Source organism: Kineosporia mesophila, assembly GCF_021129235.1.
GTDB classification, from domain to species: domain Bacteria; phylum Actinomycetota; class Actinomycetes; order Actinomycetales; family Kineosporiaceae; genus Kineosporia; species Kineosporia mesophila.
In genome coordinates, this window is the sequence record NZ_JAJOMA010000001.1 from 329,201 (window position 1) to 347,841 (window position 18,641).

At 71.9% G+C, this 18,641-nt stretch carries 15 protein-coding genes; 3 read left to right on the plus strand and 12 right to left on the minus strand.

Going from position 1 to position 18,641, the window contains the following annotated elements:
* The first annotated feature begins 6 nt into the window (after positions 1-6).
* On the plus strand, positions 7-1,113 hold the full coding sequence (locus LR393_RS01445) for a right-handed parallel beta-helix repeat-containing protein (RefSeq protein ID WP_231481016.1): 1,107 nt from the start codon (positions 7-9) through the stop codon (positions 1,111-1,113).
* A 102-nt stretch (positions 1,114-1,215) separates the two neighbouring features.
* Here LR393_RS01445 and LR393_RS01450 read toward each other — a convergent pair whose 3' ends face one another.
* From LR393_RS01450 to LR393_RS01500, 11 genes are all read right to left on the minus strand, one after another.
* Positions 1,216-1,518, minus strand: coding sequence for a hypothetical protein (locus LR393_RS01450; protein ID WP_231481017.1), 303 nt, complete (start codon positions 1,516-1,518; stop codon positions 1,216-1,218).
* A 96-nt stretch (positions 1,519-1,614) separates the two neighbouring features.
* Complete coding sequence (locus LR393_RS01455; RefSeq protein WP_231481018.1) at positions 1,615-5,364, minus strand: BTAD domain-containing putative transcriptional regulator; 3,750 nt, start codon at positions 5,362-5,364, stop codon at positions 1,615-1,617.
* Complete coding sequence (locus LR393_RS01460) at positions 5,361-5,798, minus strand: pilus assembly protein TadG-related protein (RefSeq protein WP_231481019.1); 438 nt, start codon at positions 5,796-5,798, stop codon at positions 5,361-5,363. Before LR393_RS01460 ends, LR393_RS01455 begins: the two co-directional genes overlap by 4 nt.
* Entirely contained in the window at positions 5,795-6,184 is a 390-nt protein-coding gene (locus LR393_RS01465; RefSeq protein ID WP_231481020.1) for a TadE/TadG family type IV pilus assembly protein, read from the minus strand. Before LR393_RS01465 ends, LR393_RS01460 begins: the two co-directional genes overlap by 4 nt.
* Before the next feature lie 41 nt (positions 6,185-6,225).
* Complete coding sequence (locus LR393_RS01470) at positions 6,226-6,627, minus strand: TadE/TadG family type IV pilus assembly protein (RefSeq protein ID WP_345718770.1); 402 nt, start codon at positions 6,625-6,627, stop codon at positions 6,226-6,228.
* Complete coding sequence (locus LR393_RS01475) at positions 6,624-6,872, minus strand: hypothetical protein (protein ID WP_231481022.1); 249 nt, start codon at positions 6,870-6,872, stop codon at positions 6,624-6,626. The genes LR393_RS01470 and LR393_RS01475 overlap by 4 nt, the downstream gene beginning before the upstream one ends.
* A gap of 30 nt (positions 6,873-6,902) precedes the next feature.
* Positions 6,903-7,847 (minus strand): type II secretion system F family protein, encoded by a 945-nt coding sequence (locus LR393_RS01480; RefSeq protein WP_231481023.1) that lies wholly within the window; start codon positions 7,845-7,847, stop codon positions 6,903-6,905.
* Positions 7,844-8,743: a type II secretion system F family protein gene (locus LR393_RS01485; RefSeq protein WP_231481024.1), complete on the minus strand. Its 900-nt coding sequence runs from the start codon at positions 8,741-8,743 to the stop codon at positions 7,844-7,846. The genes LR393_RS01480 and LR393_RS01485 overlap by 4 nt, the downstream gene beginning before the upstream one ends.
* Positions 8,740-10,053, minus strand: a complete 1,314-nt coding sequence (locus LR393_RS01490) for a CpaF family protein (protein WP_231481025.1) — start codon at positions 10,051-10,053, stop codon at positions 8,740-8,742. The genes LR393_RS01485 and LR393_RS01490 overlap by 4 nt, the downstream gene beginning before the upstream one ends.
* The gene (locus LR393_RS01495) at positions 10,053-13,949 is read right to left on the minus strand and encodes a hypothetical protein (RefSeq protein WP_231481026.1); all 3,897 of its coding nucleotides are present in this window, start codon (positions 13,947-13,949) and stop codon (positions 10,053-10,055) included. The genes LR393_RS01490 and LR393_RS01495 overlap by 1 nt, the downstream gene beginning before the upstream one ends.
* Positions 13,949-14,668, minus strand: a complete 720-nt coding sequence (locus tag LR393_RS01500) for an SAF domain-containing protein (RefSeq protein WP_231481027.1) — start codon at positions 14,666-14,668, stop codon at positions 13,949-13,951. Before LR393_RS01500 ends, LR393_RS01495 begins: the two co-directional genes overlap by 1 nt.
* Before the next feature lie 289 nt (positions 14,669-14,957).
* Between LR393_RS01500 and LR393_RS01505 the strand changes: the two genes are divergently transcribed.
* A complete protein-coding gene (locus LR393_RS01505) occupies positions 14,958-15,695 on the plus strand; it encodes a hypothetical protein (RefSeq protein ID WP_231481028.1) in 738 nt (245 codons plus the stop codon).
* Positions 15,692-16,732 carry a hypothetical protein gene (locus LR393_RS01510; protein WP_231481029.1) on the plus strand — a complete coding sequence of 347 codons (1,041 nt, stop codon included), beginning with the start codon at positions 15,692-15,694 and terminating at the stop codon, positions 16,730-16,732. Before LR393_RS01505 ends, LR393_RS01510 begins: the two co-directional genes overlap by 4 nt.
* 62 nt (positions 16,733-16,794) lie before the next feature.
* Here the strand turns inward: LR393_RS01510 and LR393_RS01515 are convergent, their stop codons facing one another.
* Positions 16,795-18,567: a hypothetical protein gene (locus LR393_RS01515; RefSeq protein ID WP_231481030.1), complete on the minus strand. Its 1,773-nt coding sequence runs from the start codon at positions 18,565-18,567 to the stop codon at positions 16,795-16,797.
* Positions 18,568-18,641 lie beyond the last annotated feature (74 nt).

Consider the following 18,641-nt stretch of genomic DNA (forward strand, 5'->3'; position numbering starts at 1 on the left):
CCGTGTGTGCTGACCCGACGAACCCACCGCATCGCGATGCTCGGCCTCTGTGTCGCCGCCGCATCCGCCGCTGCGGCCGCCCCGTCACACGCCGACGTGGTGCCGGCCGACTCGTTGCTGGGCCGCACGCTGTACGTCTCGCCCCAGGGCAGTGACGGCACCACCCGGATGGCCGCCGCCAGGAACCCGCTGGCCACGATCACCAAGGCGATCAAGCTGGCCCAGCCCGGTGACACCATCGTGGTCAAGGGTGGAACCTACGTCGGGGCAGCCGGTTACGGGGCCACCCCGGGCCGTTCCGACGCACCGATCCGCCTTCAGAACGCACCGGGTGAACGGGTCGTCATCCAAGGCACGTTACAGCTGGAGAACGCGGACTACTGGCGTGTCAGCGGCATCAACGTCACCCGTGGCGCCGGTGACGGCCGCAAGGAGTTCCTGGTCAAGTTCGACGGCGGAACCGGCTGGTCGTTCGTCAATTCCGAGGTCTGGGGCACGATCGGCGTGTCCAACGTGATGGTCAGCTCGTCGCCGAAGAACGGCACCCCGAAGAACTACCGGATCGCGGGCAACTGCATCCACGACAACAACGCCTCCGGCGGGGCGTTCATGAACTTCCACAACATCTACCTGATGCCCGGGTACCACTCGGGCCCGGGCGTGATCGAGCGGAACGTCTTGTTCGACACCGAGAACGGCGCCGCGATCAAGGCGGCCGGCCCGGACGCCGCCACCGGTGCCGCCGACGTCCGGATCCGCCGCAACACCATCACCCGCTCCGCCGCCGGCGTGATCATCGGGTACGCCAGCCGCCGGATCGAGGTCCGGAACAACCTCATCGCCCAGCAGCTGATGAAGCCCCCGCCCGGCGCGCAGTACGTGAAGAACTACAACGCGGCCGTGATCGGCAACCACGTCACCGGCAGCGGCAACAAGGTGGTCAGCACGGCGCTGTCCGGCTTCCCGAAGCTGATCAGCAACACCGGCGACAGCAGCCGCCCGGTCAAGGGAGCCCTGACCCGGCGCACCACCCCGAAATTCAGCGGCCGGGTGTCCTGCTCGGGCTTCGTGCCGGCGAGCAGCCCGGCCACCGAGTACGGCCGCTACAGCTGACCCGCCCCCCTTCCGTGATCATGCAAAACCTCCCCGGTGTTCTAGAACTGTGAACAGCTGAGTTCTAGAACTCCGGGGAGGTTTTGCATGATCACGAGGGTTTTAGCGGGTCAGGCCTAACACCACACGGCCCCGGGTGTCCTCCGCACCCACGAAGCCCTCGGGCGATCCGGTCCGATCACGATGCGAGACGTTCTTCTCACCCCCACCCGTCCGGGCTGTCCTTGCTGGTGAGATCTCCAGGTCGAAGTCGTCGCTCAGCCCGGTCCCGGCCAGGTCGTGCTTCAGGCTCTCGGTGGCCCTCGCGGTGATCGCGTCGATCAGGACGTCTTCCTGATCGGCCGGGCCCAGTTCTCGACGAACCGCGAGAGCGGCGACAGGGCTGATGGCTTGGACTGCGGGCAAATCCTTCCATCGGCGGTGACCCGCAGCCGGACGGAAGGATTTGCCCGCGTATGCAGATGAACTGCGAACCTGCGGGATCTGCCCTCGAAAAATGCCCTAGTGGCTGCCCGTCCGGACCTGAGAGCTGCCCGCCAGGTGATCGATCAGGGTCGTCGTCTCCGGTTCCATGTCCACGCCCGACGAGGCCAGCACGAACCGCACGTGGTCGGCCACGTCGTTCAGCCGCGACAGGCCACCGAGCGCGTACTCGGCCCGGATGATGTAGCGCCACAGGTGCTGCGCGTGCGGCACCGCCCGCAGCCCGGCGGTCGCGGCCTGCTCGACGGCCAGCTGGTCACCGTCTTCCGAGGCGATCTTGCACAGGCGGCTCGCGGCGTCGAGCACCAGGTGCTCGGCCTGCCGTTCGATACCCGTGCGCGGCACCCAGGTGTACGTGCCGTGGGCAATGCCCCCGATCAGCGGACCACGCACCAGGTGCAGCGCCCGAACCAGCAGATCTCGTTCGCGGGCGCGGTCTTTCGTGCGGTCGGCGCGAGCGGTCAGGGTGCGCAGCACGTCCCAGTCGCAGGGCACGTCCGAGCTCAGCCGCAGCCGTCCGTCCGTGCCCTCGCGCAGCCGGGGATGGCCGGAACCGTCGGTCCCCAGCCAGTCGCGCACCTCGGCCAGCATGTCGTCGCGCACGTCGGCCGTCACCCCGCGCGGCCAGATCGCCGAGCCCAGCACGGTCGGGTGCGTACCGGCCGGGTGCAGGGCCAGGTAGGCCAGGATCTCCTCGGCCACGATCTGGCGGCGCGGATCGATCGAGCCGGGTGCCTGCACCTCGACCTCGCCGAGGATCGCCACCCGCACCGCGGCCTGGGCCCAGGTGATGTCGTCGGTCTCGACCACCCCGTCCGGCTCGGCCACCCGCTCGCCCTGCGGCCCGCTCGCGGTGGGCAGGTCGGGCGTGCCGGCCGAGACGAACAGCGAGTGCAGCCGCTCGATACTGCCGTCGCCCAGCCGGTTCGCCGTCACCTGGAGCGAAAGCTCTTCGCAGGTCAGCACTCCGTTGTCGTCCACCTGCAGACGCCAGCGGGCGCCGGGCAGGTCGCCGGCGATCACGACGGCCAGGTCCGCGCCGCGCCCGACCACGGCCTGCAGCCGGGACGCGGTCTGCACGGTCAGCGGGGCGCCGTAGATCGCGACGCGTTCCGGGCGGCTGCCCGGGGCCGGGCCACCGGTCAGGATCTGCACCGGACCCGTGCGCGGCATCCGGCTCTGGCCCTGTTCCAGTTGCTCGGTAAGGTCTTTCGCGCCGTTGCAGGGAATCAGCCGGCCCGCCGCGATGGCCGGCAGCGCCGGAGGCAGATCGGCTGTCAGCACCTCGATGCCCCGCGACCAGGGGTTACCGGCCAGGCCCAGCGCCAGGGCCCGCACCACCGCGGCGGACATCGCCGGGCTGCCGACCACCGCGACCGGTCCGGCCGCGGCCCCCAGATTGATCAGGGCGTCCCGGCCCAGCTGGTCGCGCCCGACCGAGGCGAGCAGCGGGTAGGCACTGTCGCCGTGCGCCACCAGGTGCTGGGCGTCGGCGTAGGTCAGACGCCAGCGCAGGCCGTCGTCGAGACCGGCCCAGGGCGGCGGTGCGGACGGGTGGGCCATGGTCAGGAGCAGGTCCAGGCCCTCGTCGTCGACCACCGCGCCGTAGGCCTGGGGGAGCGGGAGCTGGGCCTCGCGGCAGGCCCGGGGCAGCGAGCGCAGCGCCAGGTCGAGCAGGGCACCGCGGTCGGCGTCCGCCCCCGTGCGCAGCCAGACCTCGGTGTCCCGGTCGACCTCGCCGGGCTCGTCCGGCCCACCGCGCCGGCGGCGCCGGATCAGCAGCAGGGTGCCCAGCAGGGCGGCCGTCACCAGACCGGCGCCGATCAGTTCGGCCGGCAGTCCGGGACCGTCCGAAGAACCCTGGTCCGCCGAGACTTCCGGCTGCCCGACCACCTGACCGTCGCCCTGCGCGGTGTCCCGGGGCACTGCCGCCGAAGGGGCGGTGGTCTCGTTCGCGCTCGGGGGCGCCTGGGCGGCACTGCTTGAGGACGTCGTTGTCGCCGCAGTTGTCGACGTCGCCGTCGAGGTCCCGGTGGACGGTGAAACCCTTGCGGTGCTGGGGGAAGCGCCGGAAGTCGCGGCTCCGGAAGCACCGGCTCCGGGAACATGGGCGCCGGACGATGCGGCGCCGGACGATGCGGCGCCGGACGTCGCCGAGCCGGAGGAGGCCGCCGCGCCACCCGGGCGGGTGGTGCCGCGCGGAGGAGTCGGGTCGGTCGGCAGAACCATGCCCTGGCCGACCACGTCCGGATGCTGCGACGCGACGTAGCGCGGGTCGCCGGGCTCCGGCACCCCGCTGTACACCGAACCTCTGGCCGCCGATCCACCGGATGCCGACCCACCGGATGCCGACCCACCGGAAGCGGAGCCACCGGAAGCGGAGCCACCGGAAGCGGAGCCACCGGAAGCGGAGCCACCGGAAGCGGAGCCACCGGAAGCGGAGCCACCGGAAGCGGAGCCACCGGACGCCGATCCACCCGCGGTCGATCCACCGGAGGCCGATCCGCTCGTAGCCGAAGCACTCGGTGCCGCCGACCGACCCGGCGTCGCTGATCCACCGGGGGCCGACCGCCGCGGCGTGGGCGCCGCAGTCGGTGCGACGGACGCCCCGGACCCCGAACCAGGTCCCGAACTCTGCCCGGAGCCTTGCCCGGAGCCCTGTCCAGAAGCCTGTCCAGAACCTTGTCCCGCACTCTGCCCGGCCCCACCGCCCTGCTGACCACTCTGACCCTGGGTGCCCCCCGAGCCCTGAGCGCCACTCTGGTCGCCGCTCCCCGCCCCGCTGTCCTGCCCACCCGGTGGCCGGGCCCCCTCGTCCGCACCCGGATCCGCATCCGACCCGGCACTTCGATCAGCCACCCACCGGGAGACCCCCACCGCGTCCTCGGGCATGATCAGCCGCCATCCCGGCTGGATCAATCGCGCAAGGTGCAACGAGCGCCCGTCGGGCTGGGTTCGTCCCTCATTGAGGCGGTAGATCTCGTGGTAGCGCCGCCCGTCACCGAGATGACGCTCGGCGATCTCCCAGAGCGTGTCGTGATGACGCCCGGCGGTGGGCTGCACGACGTAGACCTTGTGCCCGTCCAGGGCCAGTTCCTCACGGCTGGTCAGGCCGCTGGTCTCCCGCTCGGCCCGGGCGGCGGCGCGGCGCGCGGTCGCCGCCTCGGCCGCGGCCTGCTGCGCGGTCAGGTGCCGGGAGGAGCCGTGACTGACGGTCTGCACCTGAGGCGCCGCGGTGTTCGCGTCGAAGACGTAGAGGGTGTCGGGGTCGGACGAGGCCGCCACGCTGATGGACGACGCGGCCCGGGCGGGCCCCAGGTCGGCCCGGGGTGCGGCCTGCGCGATACCCATCTGCCCGGCCATCACCCCGACCAGCAGCATCGACCCGACCAGCCACCGGGCCAGACGCTGGCTCGGCCCGGACAACGGCACCGGTGCGGCCAGCACGCCGCCCCGCAGGGCCGCGCCGATCTCGACCAGCACACAGATCACGAACTGCAGCCAGGCCAGCGCGGCCACGACCACCAGCACGGCGAGCACCTGATCGATGCCGAGAGTTCCGGTCAGGGTCAGGGTCTGGGAGAGACGGCCGTTCTGCAGCAGCGGCTCGGCCAGCACGTAGAGCCCGGCGGGCAGGCCCACGACCAGCGCGAGCAGCCCCAGCCCCGCGAACAGGGCCCCGAGTTTCGAACGGCGTGGTGCGAGCGGCTCCTGCTGGGTGAACCGGCCGGCCCCTGTCGCCGGCCGGTCCGCGGAATGCGCGGTCATGGCAAGCCCTCCCCGGTGATGCCCACCGCCGGCCGGGCCTGGCCCTGGGCGGTCACGGTGAAACTGTTGAAGAAGATCAGAGAAAGCAGTGTGGTCTTCTGCTGGATCGTCGCCCGCACCGAGACCTGTTCGGTGGTCGCGTCGATCTCCACGCCGGACGCCGGATAGCTGCGGGCGGCCAGGAATTTCGCGGCCGCCTGCTGAGCGGCCCCCGGATCGACGAGCACCGTTCCGTCGGCCCGGAGGGTGTCCACCTGAATCTCCCGGGCTCCGGCGCGCGCGGCCTGCTCCACGTCGTCCGTCACCCGTTGCCGGGCGTTGATCGCCAGGCCGCCGTCCACCACGAGCCCGGCCAGCACGAGCAGGACCACGGCGAAGGCCACCACGAAAACCGTGGCCTGGCCGGAGTCGTCCCGCCGGATCGGCGCTCTCACGGCGTACCTCCGTTACCTGTGCGGCGGTAGATGTCCAGCGGAGCCGAGCTGGTGGCCCGCACCGTGACCGTGCCGGGCAGTCCCAGCAGGCCCAGGTCGTCGACCGGTACCCGGCAGCTCAGTTCCGTCTCGATCATCCCGCCGGCTACGAAATTGCCGGTCAGGCCGACCGTCTCGCATGTCCAGCGACCGCCCAGCGAGGCGTTCGCGGTGGCGCTCGCCGCCGCCCGGGCCGACCCGATGTCGCGTTCCAGCGACGCCGCGCGCACCGCGTCGCGGCTCGCCGCCTCGACGTCGCCGCGTACCGCCACGTACCGGCCGAACGCGATCACGAGCAGCATGAAGGCCACGAGTACCGGGGTGATGAGCACGACCTCGACGCTCATCGAACCCCGGTCCCGCGTCCGTTGCGAGAACGGCTGCCTCGTCATAGATCCGGCCTGAATTCCTCGATGGGCCCCTGCACGACCTGCCGGATCCGGATTCCCGGGATGCCCGGCACCACCTGAACGCCCTTACCCGTCACCACAGCCCGAACCTCGTCGTTGCCGACCGCGGCCACCTGTACCGAAACGTCCTCAATGACACCCGAACCGACCTGGGACGCATAGGCGCGCCCGCGCGCCTCGGCCATGCCAATTGCCGCGGAACCGCCGTTGGTGCGCGCCACCCGGGCCGCCTCCCTGGCGGCCGCGGAGGCCGCCTGATTGCCGAGGAACAACAGCGCCGCCTGCACGGTCGCGAAGATCACGAAGATCAGGATCGGCATGTAGAGCGCCAGTTCGATGGTGCTGGCGCCCCGGTCGCGGCGAAATCCCCGGACGGTCAGATGGCGCCGGTGTCCAGGTTGATGCTGGTGGCCTTGGCCTTGAGCTTGTTCGCCAGCAGCAGGCCCACGGCGGCCGCGATCCCGACCAGCAGCGCCGAGATCACCACCCATTCCACCACCGACGCGCCGCGGTCGACCGGCCCCCGGATGACGCGGGCCCGGGCCCGGTCGACCCGCCCGCGGACGATCATTTCTCCGTACCCGGGCAGCGTGGCCGGGTCGAACCGGAACGGTCCGCTCTTCATCACGTTTCTCCTTCATCGGGACACTTCAGATCAGGTCGTGGTCAGTACCCGGACGATCGCCGGGTAGATGAGGAAGATCAGGAAGCCCACGGCCAGCAGGAGCTGGGCGATGAGCATGGACTGCGAGCGGGCCTGGGCACGTCCTTCGGTGTCCGCCATCTCCCGGCGACGCATCGAGGCCGCCCGGGCCGCCAGCGATTCGCGCACCTTCGCGCCGTCGTCCGCGACCAGTTCGAGGGCAGCGCCCAGGTCGCTCAGTTCGCTGATCGCGGTCTCCTCGCCGAGCCGGCTCAGAGCCGCCCACGGCGTGACCCCCTGAAGCCGGGCGATGGCCAGGGTGTCGCGCAACCGCACCATCGCCCAGCCGTCACTGACCGACGCCGCTGAGTTCAGTGCCTCCGGAATGCCACGTCCACCGGAGAGATTCAGGGCCACGAGGTCGAGGAACGAGCCGACCACGTGGCGGAAGTCGCGGCGCCGCACGGTGGCCCGCTGACTCGCCTGGATGGTCGGGAGCAGGCTGCCGACCACCACGCCGGACAGGGCCAGGAAAACCGGTGTGGCGACCGGCAGGCCACCGATCAGCCCGACCAGCAGCCCGCCGAAGAGGAACGGCAGCACCGCCCCGAGCGCCGCGCCCAGCAGGCTGTAGGCCAGGTGGGACTCGATCGTGCGGTCGATCAGGGAGAGGTCGGAGCGCAGCCCGGCCGGCAGGTGCACACCCGAGAGCTCCAGTTGCTGCCGCAGGAACCGCCCGATGGAGGACGTCCGTCCCGACACGGCCCGGTCGCGCACCGCCCGCTGGGCGCTGCTGTCCGAGGCCAGGCCCTGCGCCAGCAGTTTCTGCCGCTCGGCGTCCATCGCGGCCAGCGTCGCCGGGGCCCCGGCGCCCCGCATGGCCGGGCGGGAGAGCGCGATGACGAGCAGCAGCAGACCGGTTCCGGCCAGGGCCCCGGCAAGAATGATGGGAATCACCGCGCCACCCCCTCGGACTGGCTCGAGTGGTGCAGGAATCGTTCCGGAAGGTCGTACGAGGAGAGCTGTTTCAGCCAGAAGAAGCCGGCCGCGAAGAACCCGACCACGATCGCCAGCACGACCTGACCGGCCGGGTGCCGGTAGGGCTCCACGTAGCTGGGGTTGAACGTGCGCAGCCCGAGCACGAAGAGCAGGGTCACCGTGACCACGATCTGCACGCTGCGCCGGGTCGCGGCCCGCCCGGCCGTCACCCGGCCGCGCATGTCCACCTCGGCGCGCACCGAGTCGGCCAGACTCGTCAGCACCTGCCGCAGACCGGGCCCCCGCAGGCGGGAGTTCAGCAGCAGCGCGGCCACCACCAGGTCGGCGCTGGCATCGTTCAGGTCGTCGGCCAGCCGGTGCAGCGCGGTCGGTAGCGGCACGCGCACCCGCAGCCGGTCGGCCAGGGTGACGATGTCGTCGGAGATCGGTCCGGGCGCGGCCCGCGAGGTGGCGATGATGGCCTGTTCCAGACCCACCGCCCCGGCGATGGTGTCGCGCAGCGACTCGGTCCACAGGGCCAGGGCCTCCAGCCGCTCGGCCTGCCGCCGCTCCTCCCGGGCCCCGCCCATCAGCGCGGGCCAGGCCAGGATCATCACGAAAGCGGCGATCGCGGCCACCGGCCAGGCGGTGATGAGCAGGATGAACACGCCCACCAGCACGGCGATCGGCAGGCGCGTGCCGAAACCCTTGAGCCGGCGCACGGTGCGGGTACTGAGCGAGCGGGTGTCGGCGCCGCCGAGGTCGCGTTCGCGCCGGATCAGCGCGTTGCCGAGCAGGGCCAGACCGCCCCCGGCCACCGCTCCGCCCACGATGATCCCGGCCAGCTGACCGGTCGCCCCGAACTCCGAGATCATGCCGTCCACCCCGCTGCCACGGCCGGGTCGTAACCGTTCAGGATCAGCTCGTCGATGCACGAGATCGGCGCCGCCGGTACCGCCCGGCCGTCGTCGCCCGCCTCGAACACCTCGCTCGAGAGCACCCGGCCGTCCACCCCGTTGACCTCGCGCACGCTGGTGATGATGCGGCGCAGCTTGCCGCCCTCGGCGTAGTCGTTACGGCGCTCGACGAACACCACGAAGTCGATGGCCCCGGCGATGAGCATCATCGTGGCCTCGGTCGGCAGCCGTTCCGCCGACTGGATCGCGTACGTGCAGATCCGGTTGAACACCTCGAGCGCCGAGTTGGAGTGGATCGTCGACAGTGAGCCGTCGTTGCCCTGGCTCATCGCGTTGAGCATGGTGACGATCTCGTCGCCGAGTACCTCACCGACGATCACCCGACTCGGGTTCATGCGCAGCGATCGGCGCACCAGGTCGGCCATCCCGATCGAGCCCGCCCCCTCGGAGTTCGGGAGGCGTTCCTCCATCGGCACCACGTTCGGGTGCAGGTCGGGGAACTCGCCCAGCCCCAGCTCCAGTGACCGTTCCACCGTGATCAGCCGCTCGTACGGCGGGATCTCGTGGGCCAGGGCGCGCAGCAGCGTGGTCTTCCCGGCGTTCGTGGCCCCCGCGATCATGATGTTCTTGCGGGCCAGCACCGCCGCCGAGAGGAACGACGCCAGCTCCGGCGTCACCGACTCGTTCTTCACCAGCTGGTCCAGCGTGACCCGGCTCAGCCGCGAACGACGGATCGAAATGGCGGGCCGGGGAGTCACTCCCATGACCGCCGACAACCGGGAGCCGTCCGGCAGCCGGAGGTCCAGCTGCGGGTTGGCCGCGTCGAACGACCGGCTGGCCAGCCCGGAGTAGGCACCCAGCAGCTGCACCAGCTCGATCAGCTCGTCGTCCGACTCGGCCACCGCCGGCATCGGCAGTTCCCGGCCGTCCGCGTAACCCACGAAAACCTGGTCGCAGCCGTTGATGTCGATGTTCTCCACGAGCGGGTCGTCGAGCAGCGGCTGCAACCGGCCGACCCCGAACAGCGCCGCGTGAATACCCTCGGCGAGCTCGGTCTCCTCGTCGGCCTCCGGCGGTGTACGTCCCAGCGAGAGTTCCGAGCGGGCGTGCAGATCCAGCACCCGGCCGATCACCGCGCGGGCGTACTGCCGCTCGTCCTCCGCGCTCATCACCGGGGCGCCGGTCAGGGCGTCCTCGCGGCGCTGCTGGGCGAGGAGGTCGGCGACCTCTTCCCGCAGCCGCCGCACCACGCGCTGGTCGATGGCCATCAGCGACCCCCTGCCGGTTCGTCGCCGTCCGGGTGCTGCGGCGAGTCTGCTCCCTGCGACGGTCCGGCGGAAGGCCCGGGGCCATCTCCGGACGTGAACGGTGCGGGCTCGTAGGGGGCCCGCAGCGCCTGGACGATCGACCCGGGCCGACCGGTCGGGGTTTTCCCGTGCTCCTCGGGCTCCTCGCCGTCCGCCTCGGCACTTTCACCGGTGGCCGGGCCGACCGGGATCGACCCGGTGTGCCCGGACCAGGTACCGGTCCCGTCCGATCCGAGCCGGGCCCGATTGCGGATGTCCCGCAGGATCGCGGCCCGGTCGAAGGACAGGCTGCCGGTGGTCGGTCCGTCAGCGGGCGGGTAGGGCGCGGGGACGCCCGGTTCGGAGCTGACAGCGCTCCCCGGCGAGAGATCGGCGCGGCCGGTCATCGGGTCGGAGGACGTGGTGGTCGCCTGGGTCGGTTCGGTGGGCTCGGTGGGGTGGGTCGTTCGATCGGGGGACGTGGTGGTCGCCTGGGTCGGTTCGGTGGGCTCGGTGGGGTGGGTCGTTCGATCGGGGGACGTGGTGGTCGCCCCGGTCGGTTCGGTGAACCCGGTGCGGTGAGTCTGCTGATCAGAGGACGCGGTGGTTGACCCGGTGGGAGCGATACCCGGGTGGCCGCGGCCGGTGGGCGAGGTGTCGGCGAGAGACCGAGCCGGCGCCTGGTCCGGTCGGGAGGCCACCGCGGTCGGGACGGCGTCCTGGATCGACGGAAGTTCCGACGGCGCCACCTCCGGCGCAATCCACCCGGTGCCCTCGGAGCGAACGATGTTCCCGGCGGAAGCGTTGTCGCCCAGCACATTCTGCGGTTTCTGGGGCTCATCGCCCTCGGTCACGTCGTGCGAGGGACGCGCGTCGTCGCCGTCGGAGGGGGCGGCCGGTTCTTCCAGGTCCGTTGTCCGGTAGGGACTGCGGAATTCGATGCGAGGGGACGAGATGGCCAGGCCCCGGGGGTCCACGGGGTCCGGAGGATCCGGGACGGGACGAGGTCGCCGCCGGGGGAGGGGCTCCACCCAGCCAAGTGGGCCGGGCCGGTCGTCCGGGCCCAGACCATTCTGACCTGTTTCGCTCTGGCCCGTTTCGGTTTCTCGCCGACCCGGTTCGCCCTGGCCCGGTTCGGCCTGGCCCGGTTCGGCCTGGCCGAGGTCGGCCTGGCCCGGTTCGGCCTGGCCCAGTTCGGCCTGGCCGAGGTCGGCCTGGCTCGGTCCGGTCCGGTCCGGTTCAGCCCGGCTCAGTACGGTCCGGTTCCGGGCGCCGGGTCCTGAGCGCTCCCACCCGGCCTCGCGGCTGTCGCGTTCGAGGGACGCGCGCAGGGCGTTCGCCACCTCGTGGAGGTCGGCGCGGTTCAGCTCCGTACGGTTGAGTTCGGCGCGCTCCAGTTCGGCGCGGTCCCACGATCCACCCCGCCGGTCGAGCTCGGCCGGAGAGCCATCCGATGTCTCGTCGGCACGGGTGCCGGAGGTCCGGGAATCCGGACCCAGAGCAGCGGTGCCCCACGCAGGCGTCGCCGGTGATCCGGTGTCCCGCAGGTCGCCACCGAGCGCGTCGGTGCTCCGCGCCCGTGCACTGAGGGATCCGGAACCCACGGCACCCGTAGATCCCGCCTTCGGCGAATCTGTCCCGAACGGGTGAGCGGCCTGAGCACCTACGCCCGGTGAGCCGGTGTCCAGGGACCCGGTCCTGGACGAGTCGGTGCCCCGGGTACCCGTTTGCGGGAATCCGGTTTCGGACGGCCCTGTCTCCGCCGGGTGGGGGTTCCGGGAGACTTCGCCGGGTGAGGCGTTTTCCGGCGGGTTGACCCCGAACGGGCCGGTGTTCCGGGCCGGTGCACCCGGCGCATCGGCGTGGTTGCGAGGGTCGACGGTCAAGGGGTCGGTGTTGCTGCGGGGCTCCGTGGCCGGATCCGGGGTCAGGGGGTCTTCGTCCCGGCGGGTCCGGTCGTGCAGGGTGCCCCAGGCCTGCTTGTCCGGCGTCGGCGCGGAGGACCGGCCGGTGGGCTCGGGGGTTGCGGGGCGCCGGTCCTGGAGCCAGGTGCCGACGGACGGCGCGCCCTCATTTTCGTTGCTGGAACTGCCGATTCCGTAGCCGGTCTCGGAATCTTCCGACGGCATCACGTGGCGCCTGGCCCGGCGGCGCTCGGAGGTGGTGAAGGCGCCTGGGTCGCGGCCGGTGGCGGCGCGGCGGGAGCGGTTGTGGCGTAGTTCGTCCGTGGTCTCGGACGAGTCTTCGGGGTGGGACCCGGCCAGGTGCGTGGGGGCTTGCGGGGGAGTGGTGAGTCCTGCGAAGCCGCGGACCGGACCGACCGGACCGACCGGACCGACCGGACCGGCCTGAGTGGCCGGGCCGGATGCGTCTTCTGGTCGGCCATCGGTTCTCGCGGTGAAGACGCCCGGGGCGACGGTGATGTGGCTCAGGTCCGGGTCTTCGTCGACCGGGGGTGCGTCACCGAAGAACGAGTTACGGCGGGGGAGTTCCGCCACCGGGGCCGGGGCCGGGGCCGGGGCCTGCGGGGCGGTGGTCGTGGTGCCCGAGGGACGCCGGGTCTCGGGGGTCGTCTCCCAGGTGTTCTCCCGGCTGTTCTCCCGGGTGACCTCGGCGTGGCGGGAGGTTCCGGTATTACTGAACGCCTCGACGTCGAAGGATCCCGCGTCGCCGAAAGTACCTGTTCCGCGGAAAGATTCGACGTCGCTGAAGGCTCCTGCGCCCCGGGGTGGCCCGGCGTCGCTGAGCGACTCGGCGCGGGTGGCCTGCTGAGCGTGGCTGAACGGCTCGGCCTGGTCGAACGGGCCGGCCTGACCCGATGGCCGGCCCGAGGACCGGGCCGATGGCTGGGCCTGACCCGATGGCTGGGTCTGACCCGACGGATGGTCCTGGCTCCGTGGCCGGGCCTCGGCGAACGAGTTTCGCCCGCCCGACGGCACACTCGGAGGGGGTTCGGCCGGGCCGGCCGGCTGGACGGGAGGCACCGGCCGGGGCAGAGGTCGTGCGGGGGCGTCGATCGGCCGCGGTGGGTCGGACAGCTCCGGGATCGTGCCCGCCAGCAGACTCACCGACGGCAACAGCGAACGCACCGACCGGATGAGGGTGGACCGGGCGAGCCGGCTGCGGTTCATGCCCCGCAACGCCTCGGCGCCCCGGGCGTCCAGCGCCATCGCCCCCAGCACCGGCACGCCGACCCCGGAGGAGTGCAGCAGCTGCTCGGTGCGGCCGACGACAGCCCGGTCACGCTCGGGCGCCACCAGCACCACGCCGATCTGCGCACGGGCCGCAAACCGCCCTGGCACTGCACTGTTGAGGAAGCGCAGGCGTTCGCGGAGATGGGCCAGTTCCTCGACCTCGGGCCGGGCCACCACGATCACGGCGTCGGCCTGGTGCAGCACCGGCATGGCGGGGGAGGCCGGCCCGACGCGTCCGCAGTCGGCGTAGACCGTGCGGCCGGCCTCCTCGGACAGCGCCCGGGCCAGCGCGCTCCACAGCGGCCCCAGGCCGGCGGCCTGTTCCGGGCCGTTGACGCCCAGCAGCAGGTCCAGCCCACCGCCGGTGACCTGGAGATGGTCTTCCAGCCGGGTCGGGCCGTCCGGCGCCGATCCGCTCGTGCCGCCGAAACCGCCGGGGCCGCCGTCGACCTGTGGCAGCCAGCGGTGGCCGGGCAGGTCGCGGCGCAGACCGGTGGCGAGAGAGAGCACGCCCAGGTCGGTGTCGAGCGGTGCACCGTCCGGACGGCGGTAGCGCAGTCCCAGGTCACCGCCGTCCGGATCGAGGTCGGCGGCGACCGCGCCCGGGGTCAGGGCGGCAAGGGCGACGGTGAGCGTGGTGACTCCCGGCGCGCCCTTGGCGGAGACGAGGACGACGAGCGCCATCAGTTGCCCTTCGTGGTGGCCCCGCGTTCCAGAAGCACGAGGCTGATCTGGTCGGCGGCGGCCGCGGCGGCGACCTGGACGGCCTCGTTGCGGCTGACGATGAGGGTCACCACGGCCTGGCTCTCGCCCCCGGAGGCGAAGACGCTGTCGTCGGAGGTCTTGACCGAGCTGACGGTGGCCTGGTCGGCGATCGCCTTGCCCTCACCCTCGACGGCGCGCACGACCTGCACCACGTCACCGGTCTCCAGGCCACCGGCCGGGTATCGGCCCACGCCCAGCGACACCCCGACCCCGGCCTTGTCGGCGCCCAGGAGGCTGGTGCTCGCCAGCATCCCGGGGTCGAGCAGGCGGCCGGGCGGGATCTCGGCGCCGGCGAACCGGCCGATCACGGCGTCGGCCTGGTCGGCGGCGATCACCGCGACGCCGTCGGAGGCGACCTTGGCCACAGCCAGGTTCTCGGCGGTGATCTGCTGGCCGACGACGATGGTGCTGCGGGCGACCAGCACGTCCTGCCGGTCGTCGAGGCGGAGCGCGAGCAGCCCGGCCACGGCGGCGCCGAGCACGATGAGCAGCACGGCGAGTACCGCCAGGCCGGGGCGGCGCGTGCCGGGTGGGCGGGGGAGTCGCTCGGTGCCGGGCGCGGCCTTCGATGTGCCGGCCGTGGAGCCCCGGCCGCCGGACTCCCGGGACCGGACGTCGGTGCGTTCCTGCGTGCTCAAGAGCTCTCCTCGGGCCACCCAGTGCTGGTGTCGTTTCCGGATGGTTTGTTCTTGATCTTCCAGTCTGGTCTGATGGGCATGTCGATTACGCAGTCGACATGGTCTGATGCACTTCGCGATCGCCCGTGACGGCAATGATCTAGGTAATCAACGAAGGGTGACGATAATGCCACCTTGACGCACCTTATGCACTAATCGAGGTGCGATGGTTAGGAAACGTTTGATGCACCAGTACGGGGCCGGTGGGCGTTAGGCCCTACTTGTGAGTACTAGAGGAGCCGGAGCTGGTATGAGGCGCCGAGCGGGCGTGTTTCCCGCGGCCGTCGTGGTGGTCGCCGTCGTGGGTCCGGCCCTGGCCGGATGTGGCTCCGACAACCCCTACGAGCTGCCTGAATACCGGTCCACCGAAGCTTCCGGCCAGCTGTCCGGCAGTCCCGGTACCGACAGCCCCGACCGCACCGGGGCGGCGGGCGGAGCGACGTCCATCCCCACCCCCTCCGGCACCGGATCGATCCCCAAGATCTCCCGCGAACCCTCCCCGGCGTCCACCGCTGTCACCTACACCCCCGCCGACGCGCGGGGCGAGGGTGCCTGGGTGGAGCGGGGCAAGGTCCGGGCCCGCACGCAGAACGCCAAGGACGCCGTGGACGCGGTGATCGGGTACATGCAGCAGCGCGTCCAGATCTCCAACACCTGGACCGTGGACGAGGCCGGTCTCGCCGCCGTCGCCTCCGGCCAGGCCCGGACCAGCGCGCGCGAGCGCGCAGCCAGTCAGCAGGCCGCCGGGCGCAGGTCCGTCGGCCGGTTCGTCGTCAACGTCTCGTCGGTCCGGGTCAAGGGCGACGCCCTCGTCGTGACCGGCTGCCACTTCGACGGTACGTCCGAGCTCGACGAGAACGGTTATGTGCTCGTTCCGCCTCCCGGAGGAATGCTGATCAGCATGAAAGCCAAGAAGGATCAGGGGGTCTGGCGCGTGACCGCGTGGCCCACGAGCAAGGCCCCGACCTGTGCGGGATGGAAGAAATGAGACCCCGCAACGGGTTTCTCGCGCTCGCCGCGGCCGCGGTGCCCCTCGCCGTGCTCTCGTCGATGTCCGGCGCCCGGGCCGACCAGGGGCCGGGAAATGTTGAGGCCGGCGGCTATTCGGTATCGGTGCAGATTCGTCTCACCGGTGATGCGGCCCCGGGCGGCGGCGGTGGCACCACGGTCTCCGTGAACCTCCACCCCGTCTGCTGGTGGGAGGCGGCGGCCGGCCCCTATCAGGACGCCGCCGCCATGCTCGACTGGTACGACGAGGTGACCGGCGGGGTGCAGAGCCCCGGCATCTACGCGCAGTACGGTTCTCGTCAGCAGTGGGAAGACGCGGTGGCGCGCGAGGAGGCCGGCCAGGACGTCGCCTGGTGGAAGGCCTACTGCAAGGATCCCGCGAAATACGCGGACTACGGCCTGGGCGGTGACGAGGTGCTCGATCCGATCGAGGGCGACGGCACCACCGGCGTGGTCAACCTCTACCGGGCCTTCGGGGCCGGTGAACCGATCCCGGCGCCCCTGGTGACGCCCGACGAACTGGCTCAGGCGGCCCGCGACAACATGGAGATCGCCGACCCGGAGATCGACCGCAACCCCCGCGTCCACAACACCGACGACGCCACACTGGTCGGACTGCCCACCTTCTTCTGGGTCACCGACCCGGCCTCGGTCGGTGGCGCCGGAGGTACCCGCTCGATCCGCGCCGACGTGGTCGGTGCCGGTGCCGCGGTCTGGGCCGAGGTCACCGCGAAGACGGGTGGCCTGGATCTGTCCTGGCCCGGCGGCAGCAAACACTGCGACCCGCCCATCGCGATCAAGCCCTTCTCCGCGGGCATGAGCGAGAACGGCGCCTGCACCGTCGAGTTCACCAAGGCGTCCACCGGATATTCCGGCGGGTATCCGGTCGAGGCCAGTACCAACTGGGGCGCGACCTGGCGGGGCTCCGGCAACACCGGCGGCACGCTGGAAGGCCTCACCAACACCGTCGTCGCGAACATCCCGGTGGCCGAGGTCCAGAACATCGTGAAGCCGTGAACCGCTGAGCCGCACCCGGGAACCATGGCCTGATCACGAACGAGGTTGTTTCTCGTTCGTGATCAGGCCCGGGCGACGGGGGCGGGGTAGCCGACGTCGTCCCAGCTGATCGGCCAGGCCAGCGGGTCTTCGACCGGGGTCGGGTCGGGGTGGTGGTGCGCCGTGGCCATCCGCACGGCCGCGATCGAGCGGGACAGCCGGTCGGCCCAGGCGGCCTCGACCAGGTCGGGCCGGATCCCGTCCAGCACCACGGATTCCGCGCGCTGGAAGGCGATGCTGCCGTCTGGTGCGCAGGTCACCACCGCCCGGCAGACGTCGGCCAGGGCCTGCTCGTCGTCGTCCAGGCAGATCGAGTGGACGCCTGCGTTCGCGCCCTCCTCGAGCAGGGCCCGCACCCCCGGGATGTTCGAGAGCCGCCGGACGCCGTCGAAGACCACCACCACCTCGGGCGAGGCGGTCACCCGCTGGCCCGGCGGGAGCACCTGACGCAGCCGTTCGTCGATGAGACTGCCCAGTTCCAGCAGGCGCCGCTCGACCGAGTCATGGTCGTTCCCGATCAGCACCGACACCCCCGAGGCCTCGTCCGGCCGGGCGTGCGGCAGCCGCGAAACCCATTCCCAGCGGCGGCGGGCCGCGTAGTCATGACTCGTGAGCACGGTGATACGCAGCTCGCGGGGCGCGTGGAAGGCCGCGCACTGCGCCACCAGCCAGCGCGCCGTGGCGTGGGCGACCGACGACTTACCGGTCAGCCCGAGCACCCCGACCGCCTGAAGGTTCAGCGTGACCGGCACGTTGTGCAGCAGGGTGGGCAGTCCGTCAGGCGGCTGGGTGCGCCAGCGGGCCCGGCCCACCCGCAGCGGGGTGCCGGAGTCGCGGTCGTCGATCACCGTGCGCGGAGGCTGCGAGGCCAGCCCGAGCCGCAGCTGCAGCCAGTCGTCGTCGAGCGGAAGTCGTTCCCACAGGCGGCGTCCCGGACCGACCGCCGCCATCAGGGCCAGCGCCGGGTCGGGTGTGGCCTCGCGCCGTTCCTCGGTCTCCCGGTCGAGAGCCCGCTGAATCTCCTCGGTCGCCTGCTCGCGGTCGCGCAACCACTGGGAGAGCAGACGGCGCTGTTCCCCGCCCGGGATCGACCGCACCACGGGAGGGCGTGGCGGCAGCACGAACCGGGCTCCGCTGCGGGGCCGGGCCGAACGGGTGTGGCGGAACAGCTCCAGGCCCAGCCCGCCCTCGAACGGCTGTGTGTCGGCATCGGGTTCGCTGATCTCGGCCAGTTGCAGCACGGTGTTGGCGGCCTGCAGGTAGCTGTTGTGGGGCCAGGCGCGGCGCTCGCTGCGCTCCTCGTCGTCGAGCAGGAAGGTCGCGCCCGGGCCGGGCATCACCTCGACCAGGCCACCGGGCCGGGCGCTGACGGTGAGGGCATCGGCCGCGAGGTCGGGATCAGGCAGGTCGAGACCCGGTGCCTCATGACCGATCACGGTCTGCCCGAGCCCCAGACGGTGCACCCGGCCCGCGCCCGGACCGTTGACCACGCGGATCTCGGCGACGCCGGAAGGAATGGGCGTGGGCTGCTCCTCGTGGGCGTGCAGCTCGATGACGCAGCCCGGCCGGATACCCGCCGAGCGCAGCGTGTCGGCCTTGTCGGAGTCGGTGACCGCCCGCCGCCCGTCCACCCAGACCTGGACCCGGGCGGCCTGGGCCGGGTCGGTGTCGTCGTCCAGGGCGTGCAGCAGCTGGGGCATCAGTACCGCGAGCTCGGCGTCGGGATGGGCGTCGACGAGCGCCTCGGTCTGGGTGCCGGCGGCCCGGCCGTCCCGCAGCGTGACAGCGAACCTCACGGACGAACCCCCAGATGACCCGGCAGCGACAGAGCGCCGAATATGCCACGAAGGGGACGGAGGTACCAGTCTGT